Source organism: Burkholderia sp. BCC1640 (genome assembly GCF_902833125.1).
GTDB classification, from domain to species: Bacteria; Pseudomonadota; Gammaproteobacteria; order Burkholderiales; family Burkholderiaceae; genus Burkholderia; species Burkholderia diffusa.
Genome location: NZ_CADFEF010000067.1, coordinates 1 through 7,048, shown reverse-complemented (window position 1 = coordinate 7,048; position 7,048 = coordinate 1). Strand labels below are relative to the sequence as shown.

4 protein-coding genes and 1 pseudogene are annotated in these 7,048 nt (G+C 58.5%); 4 read left to right on the top strand and 1 reads right to left on the bottom strand.

Annotation, left to right across the window (positions count from 1 at the left end; all coding sequences use genetic code 11):
• Nucleotides 1-384 precede the first annotated feature (384 nt).
• Nucleotides 385-1,340 (bottom strand): annotated as a pseudogene (locus tag HWX25_RS32305) (IS5 family transposase).
• 341 nt (nucleotides 1,341-1,681) lie between these two features.
• Here HWX25_RS32305 and HWX25_RS32300 point away from each other — a divergent pair.
• The 4 genes from HWX25_RS32300 (at nucleotide 1,682) to HWX25_RS32285 (ending at nucleotide 6,837) form a co-directional block, all read left to right on the top strand.
• Complete coding sequence (locus tag HWX25_RS32300; protein WP_175912627.1) at nucleotides 1,682-2,254, top strand: fimbrial protein; 573 nt, start codon at nucleotides 1,682-1,684, stop codon at nucleotides 2,252-2,254.
• Between the two features lie 76 nt (nucleotides 2,255-2,330).
• Nucleotides 2,331-3,074, top strand: a complete 744-nt coding sequence (locus tag HWX25_RS32295; RefSeq protein WP_175912625.1) for a molecular chaperone — start codon at nucleotides 2,331-2,333, stop codon at nucleotides 3,072-3,074.
• A 211-nt stretch (nucleotides 3,075-3,285) separates the two neighbouring features.
• The gene (locus tag HWX25_RS32290; RefSeq protein WP_244138826.1) at nucleotides 3,286-5,751 is read left to right on the top strand and encodes a fimbria/pilus outer membrane usher protein; all 2,466 of its coding nucleotides are present in this window, start codon (nucleotides 3,286-3,288) and stop codon (nucleotides 5,749-5,751) included.
• A gap of 90 nt (nucleotides 5,752-5,841) precedes the next feature.
• Entirely contained in the window at nucleotides 5,842-6,837 is a 996-nt protein-coding gene (locus tag HWX25_RS32285; protein WP_175912621.1) for a fimbrial protein, read from the top strand.
• Nucleotides 6,838-7,048: the final 211 nt, after the last annotated feature.

The following is a 7,048-nucleotide window of genomic DNA, read 5'->3' as shown; positions in this document are numbered from 1 at the left end:
GAAATAAGGTGCATCCTCGGGGCAAACTTCTCCGAATGGGCGGCGCTTCGCTTCGGTATCCGGCCATTCCCCGCCCACATCGCCGACCACCTCGCGCGATCGCCTATTAATCAGTGTTTCCCTAGGTAAGGATTCTGACGAAAAATGCGCAAAGGCAATATAAGAATTGCCTTAAAGTTAGTGGAGACGTGACCGCGCAAATTCAGGCAACCGACTAAATGGAATGTCGGGGGCCACCGGCATGCCCAGCTCGGCTTGCTTCAGCACCGCCACAATCTGTTCGATCGAGAAGCACCTCCGTTTCATGACAAACCACCTCCTGGTCCAGGGGGCGTTGTTGTACTAATGAGGCGTGAGGACGAAGTGGTGCCTTTGTTCGCGAACTCAGACGATACGGACGGGTTGCGGACGTGCGAGTTCCGCCATCCGATTGAGCACGCCCACGCGAACGGCAACCTCGGTCGCTTGCGTGTCGGTGCTGCGTGCCCACAGGCATGGACCCGTGAGCGTCTTGAATCGGTACATCGCGTTCTCGGCCAGCGAACGACGGTGATAGCCGCTTTGTTGCTTCCATTCGCGCCGGCTACCTTGTTCGATCGCATCGATTGCCTCATTGCGCTGAGCCCCGCCGGGCGTGGCGGCGGCCAGTGAGCCGCGCCTTCACGAGGCGGAACCGAGGGCGCTGCGCCGCGCGCGGTGATTGCCGCGTAGCAAGCCTGCGTGTCGTACGCGCCATCGCCGCCGATCGTATCGATGGGGTCGCCGGCCGGGATCTGATCCAGAAGTTCAGGCAACACTTCGCCGTCAGCGACGTCCTGGTGCGTCATGAGCGCAGCGCGCAGTTGGCCGGTGTTCGCGTCAAGCGCGAGATGCACTTTGCGCCATGTGCGGCGCTTGGAGTAGCCGTACCGGCGAACCTTCCACTCCCCTTCGCCGTAGACCTTTACGCCAGTACTGTCGATCACCAGATGCAGCCGCTCGCTGCTGCGCATGACCGGCGGCTTTACCAGCAGCGTCTGGGTGCGACGGCACACGGTCGTGTAGTTCGGTACCGGCAAATCGGCGAAAGCCAGGTCACGCAGGCTTTGTGCGAAGCCTTGCAGGGCACGCAACGGAAGATGGAATACGGTCTTCAGTCCGAGCAAGGCCTGAATCAGCGCATCGCTGTACAGCCGCGGACGACCCCGCGTGGGCGCGGTGTCGGGCAGGTTCGCAAGAGTGTCGTCGTCAATCCACATCGTGATGTTGCCTCGATTGATCAGGCCGGCGTCGTATGCCGTCCAGTTTCTGACACGGTATTTCGCCTTCGGCTCCTGCGTCCCGCTCTTGTCCTTGCGCATGTTATCGCACGCAAAGATCGAGAATCTATGCAGGATGCCGAATTGTTAACAGATGCATCGCTCCGGCTGTTGCGCGTAAACGTCATCGCCACAGGCAGAATTAATGCAACAACGCCGGTTCAGGGTGAAGTTTGTTGCAAAGCTCGCGCCTGGATCGGTTCAAGATTCCTAAAACGGATCACTTTAGGACTATTCTCATTTCCGTGATGCGCCACGCTTGAGATACTTCGACCACCTTTTTATCGAAAGGTAATAGAAGGCTTCGTGCAGAACTGCCTAGCCATGCATGTCAACTAAGGCGTCGGCCGTTGTCCGACGCGTCACACAACCTGAGTTTATCGATGAAAGCAAAAATGATTCTCGCCGGTGTCACGATGGCGGCTCTCTCTTCCGCCGCGATGGCCGACACCGTCAATGGCATGATCAACTTCCAGGGCACGATCGTCAACGACACCTGCAAGGTGAGCTCGCTTACGGGCGATGCCGGCACGATCAACGTGAACATGGGGACGATCGCGACCGACGACGTCGGTACCGTGGCGGCACCGAAATTCTTGGCCAACGGCTCGGGTGCAGCAAATATCGACATCGCCTGCAAGCAAGGCGCAAAGGTCAGCATGAAGTTTGCTGGTCAGCCATCCGAACTTAGCGCTGACAAGAAGTCGATTCGCGTAAACAACGGCGCGACGTCCGCCGGCTTCGCTCAGAACGTTGGTATCGCTGTGTATGAGGGCACGGGCGCGGGCGCGAAGGCGTTCGACCTGAGCAACGGCGACCTGTTGGCGCAGACCGAGCTGACCGAAGCTGGCGCAATCAACGTGCGCTTCAGCGCCGCCTATGTGGCCGCAGACCCGTCGAAGATCACGGCCGGTGTCGCAAACGCGAGCGTACCGTTCACGCTGAGCTACGAGTAAGTCCGATATCGGCCCTCGGGCCGTTCTCAACGAGCAGCGGGAATCCCCGCTGCTCGTCTCTCCAATTATTTCCGCCATGAAAAAACGATACTTCGCCGTCGGCATGGCGCTCGCGTATGCATTTGCCATGCCAGCGACACATGCCGCGATATCTTTGAGTACCACGCGCGTCATCTTTGACGGCAAGAACAAGGAAGCCTCTGTCGTCGTCAACAACGATGGTGCGGATGCCCTTATCCAGTCTTGGCTCGATCCGCTCAACGATACCAACGGCCAAACGTTGCCGTTCGCGGTGACGCCGCCAATCGCCAAATTGCCCGCGAAACGGCAGCAACTGCTTCGCGTACTGTACGAGGGCGTGGGCGTGCCCACGGATCGAGAATCCGCGTTTTGGCTGAATGTGCAGGAAATTCCACAGGCCGCCGCTGGCGACAACGTGCTGCAACTGGCGGTACGTCAGCGAATCAAGGTCTTCTTCCGACCGGCTGGTTTGAAGGGCGATCCGCAACGAGCACCCGCGAGCCTGCAGTGGCGGCTCGATAGCGAATCGGGCAAGGTGCTCCTTCATTTGCAGAATCACAGCCTGTACCACATCACCGTCGTCGACGCGAAGTGGCACTCGGGTGGCATGGACTCGCCGGTCATCGACGCACGAATGGTCGCGCCCGGCGAGACGGCGAGCGTGCCCGTCAAATTGCCGGTGGGCGGCGCCACACCAGAATTGCGTTACGAGATCGTCAATGATTTCGGCGGACGGGAGCATTTCCGCGTCACGTTGCCCACCGGTAAAGCGGCCACGCCGATTGCGGTCCCGCAGTAAGCACTGCCGCGTCGTTCACGCTGGCGGTTATTTCTTTTCGAGCAACGGCAACCCGTTTGCGCACCCGTTCGTGTTTTCCCTTCCCACTAATTCGAGAGCTGCCGGAGTGTAACCACCAATGTCCGACCGACCGACTCAATCATTACGCCGCAACCCGGTCGGCTCGCCTCCGTCGACCGCACTTCCGCGCGCAACGCCGCTGTATCTCGCCATGTGCCTAGCCGTCTTCAACAAGGCGTATGCGGAAGAGACGAATACCGTCGTCGCTCAGGCCCCCCCATTGATGCTGGCATTCAATACGGACTTCCTGCACGATCGCGGACGTTCGGCCGATCTGTCATCCGTGCTTGCGAGCGACAATGGCGTGCCGCCCGGCTCATATCGCGTCGAAGTGCTCGTCAACGGCGATCTCGTTGCGCATCGCGACATCGAGTTCCGCCTCGACGAGGAGAAAGGCAAGATCGAGCCGTGCCTCACCGTGCACATGCTGCAGGAATTCGGCGTCGACCTGCATGCTCTGACACCCGTGCCCGACATGGCCGACGCTGCATGCATCGACGTACCGAAGATGATGGACCAGGCTGCGGTCGATTTCGACGCTGGCCGGCTGCAGCTCGCTCTCAGCATTCCGCAGGCTTTCCTGTCGCGCACGGCGCGCGGCTACGTCGATCCCGCGCTGTGGGATGCAGGCGTTGCAGCGGGTTACGTCAACTATCAGTTCAGCGGCAACTACGGCCACAGTGGTAGTTCGAGCGACAGTCGCAGCTATTTCCTCGGGCTGCAGAACGCAATCAACATCGGCCCGTGGCGTTTGCGCAACGAGTCCACATATAGTAGCGCCTCGGGCAGCAAGCCGCAATTCCGCAGCAACCGCACGCTGATCGAGCGCGACATCACGTCACTGAAGTCGCAGCTCGCCATCGGCGAGCAATATTCGGATTCGACGCTGTTCGACAGCGTTCGCTTTCGCGGCGTGCAGATCGGCTCCGACGACGCGATGTTGCCGGACAGCGAACGCGGCTACGCGCCGGTGATTCGCGGGCAGGCATTTAGCAATGCAGTGGTGGAGGTACGGCAAAGCGGCTACGTACTGTACCGCGCGAACGTGCCACCCGGTCCGTTCGAGCTGACCGACATCTTCCCGTCAGGGTCAAACGGCGACTTGGAAATCACGGTGATCGAGGCGGACGGCAGCAAGCACGTCACGCGTCAGGCGTTCTCAAGCCTGCCGCTGATGCTGCGCAAGGGCCGGATGAAGTTCAACTTCTCAGCGGGTCAGTATCAGGGGAGCCAGGATTCTGCTCCCCTGCTCGCCACCGGTTCGCTGATCTATGGCCTGACCGACAACAGTACGGTGGCCGGCGGCTTCCAGCTATCCGGTGATTTTCAGGCGTTCAACCTCGGCGTCGGCACCAATACGCCAATCGGCGCGTTGTCGCTCGACGTTACGCAGTCGATCAGCCGTGCACAAGGCACGCGTCGCACGGGTCAGAGCGTGCGGGTGCTGTATGCGAAGACTTTCACGCGCACCAGCACGAACTTCACGCTGGCAGCATACCGCTATTCGACGGCCGGCTATCGAACGTTCGGCGATCACGTCAATGACGTCAACCAATCGGGCAACGTTCCGTCCGTACGCAACCGCTCCCGGATCGATCTGGCCACGAGCCAGGATCTCGGCCCGCAGCGGAAATATGGAAGCGTCTATCTGAACCTCAGCCACCAGACCTTCTGGAATCAACCCGGATCGAGCCGGAGCATGAGCGTCGGCTACGGGAACAGCTGGAAACAGTTGAGCTACAACTTGAGCTTCACGCAAACGCACGACACCCGATACGGCAACTCGGGATCGAACACGCAGGTGATGGCCACGCTGTCGATTCCGCTCGGCAACAAGGCGCGTTCGCCGCGCGCATACACGAACGTCAGCTACGACCGCTCCGGCGCGGCCAACGTGCAGGCCGGCATGAGCGGCAACTTCAACGAGCGCACGTCGTATGCGGCGCAAACCGGCTATGCAAACCAGGGCCGGGGGGCAACGGCCGGCGCAAGCCTGACGCACAACGCCGACATCGGGCAGTTGTCGGGCAGCTACAGCCATGCACGCGACTATCAGTCGGCCACGATCGGCGCGACCGGCTCCGTCGTTATCCATCGCGGCGGCATCAACCTGAGCCGAACGCTCGGCGATACCTTCGCGTTGATGAAGATCGAGGGCGCGAAGGGTGTGGACGTGCGGACCGACGCTGGTGCGAGGATCGGCAGCAATGGTTACATGGTCGTGCCATACGCGCAGCCTTATCGCGTGAACACGTTGCGTCCGGATACGCAAAATCTCGGCGCGGATGTCGAGTTGATCGATACGGCCAAGCAGGTGGTACCGCGTCGCGGCGCAGTGGTCGAGGCGGTGTTCAAGGCGAACGGCGGGCGCCGCGCGCTGTTCAACGTGACGCAGGCGGATGGGCAACCGGTGCCGTTCGGTGCGAGCCTGGAAGACACGGGAACCGGCAAGCAGCTCGGCGTCGTCGATCCGGGCGGCAACGCGCTAGTGCTGCTCGAGCGGGAACAGGGAGCGCTGGCGGTCAAGTGGAAGGACGGACAGTGCCGCGCTGCATATGCGTTACCGAAGGCGGAGGCCGGGCGGTATTACGTGCGACAGAGCGTGCGGTGCCGGTAACTTTTAGTCCACCCGGGCGATTTTCATGTAATTGCATCCAGATCGAAATATTTGCATGCGGCGAAATTTTTAAATTCCAGGATATTGTAAATGCAACGTGCAGCCTTACTATTTATTTTGGTGGCGTGGTCGGTATATTGTGCGCCGGCATTTTCCGCTTCGTACACAGTTTGCTATAAAAGCGGCAAACGGACCACATCCGATTCTGAATATCAAATCTCGGGCCTTTCGTCAGCGTCCGTTCCCGCTGCCAACATGCCCTTGGGATCTGTTGTATGGCGCTCGCACGACATTGTTGTCGAAGTGACATGCGAAAGACTAGTGGCCAGTAAGTCATACCCTATTAGAATAAGGCAGAGTTTTCTTTTTGGCAGCGTAAATGGATTGTGGCCCGGCTACACTTTTCAAGGTGTCGATTATCTCATGAATGGGGGAGTTTCTGAGTGGATCAATACGACATATACGCTTGGTGAAAATGTTGGCGACAAAGTCACATTTAATTTGGTATTTTCATGGAATATTCAAAGATGGGGCGACAATAATGTCCCCGCAAGCGGAAGTGCATTCAATAACTCGCGGCTCCCACCCATCGTGGTTGAGGTGCCAAACGGACCTCATAACGTGACGGACAGTCGCCAGCTTTCCATATATGCAAATAATCCCGGAATTAAACTCACCGATTGCAGCGCCGACGTGCGAATTTCTAAAAATACGATCGACTTCAATGAGGTTTCAGCATTTCGCGCAACGAACAACGTTATCGCAAAGCAGGTTCCATTTGAAATTTTCACCAGCCGCTCTTGCGCGGGAAAATTTAAATTGAATGCCACGCTGAAACCATTGGTGTCAAACAGCCATGCTCGCGGCGACTTTCTCATACCAACCGAGAATGATTCAATTGGGATTCGAATTCGAAATCAAGGAAACGGAAAAATATTCCCATTTGATCAGAGGCAAGAGCTAGCGGACTTGACAAGTTCCACATCGCAAACCAACCGGTATGTGGCAGAACTCGTCTGGCAGACGGACAAACCGAAACTAGGAAGATTCGAGGCAGGTGCCACGTTGCAAATCGAATACCAGTAGTAGTTGTAGGCGTTCACAATTGGCGCTATGGATGCTCTTGAGGTCGGCCGGATGTCGTAGCCATTTCAAGATGTCGTAGCGCCAGCTGGGGTAATCGTCCTTTTCGTGCATGTATGGACCCGACGCCTTTTGCAAGCCTCTTGTTCGTGATGTCGAAACGGTCTGCATGCATGTATCCGGCTTGCCTGATGGGCCATTGCCGAAGCATGCC

Coding starts and splice junctions, on each gene's coding strand:
- HWX25_RS32285 (WP_175912621.1), top strand. CDS start 5,842: ATGCAACGTGCAGCCTTACTATTTATTTTGGTGGCGTGGTCGGTATAT.
- HWX25_RS32295 (WP_175912625.1), top strand. CDS start 2,331: ATGAAAAAACGATACTTCGCCGTCGGCATGGCGCTCGCGTATGCATTT.
- HWX25_RS32300 (WP_175912627.1), top strand. CDS start 1,682: ATGAAAGCAAAAATGATTCTCGCCGGTGTCACGATGGCGGCTCTCTCT.
- HWX25_RS32290 (WP_244138826.1), top strand. CDS start 3,286: ATGTGCCTAGCCGTCTTCAACAAGGCGTATGCGGAAGAGACGAATACC.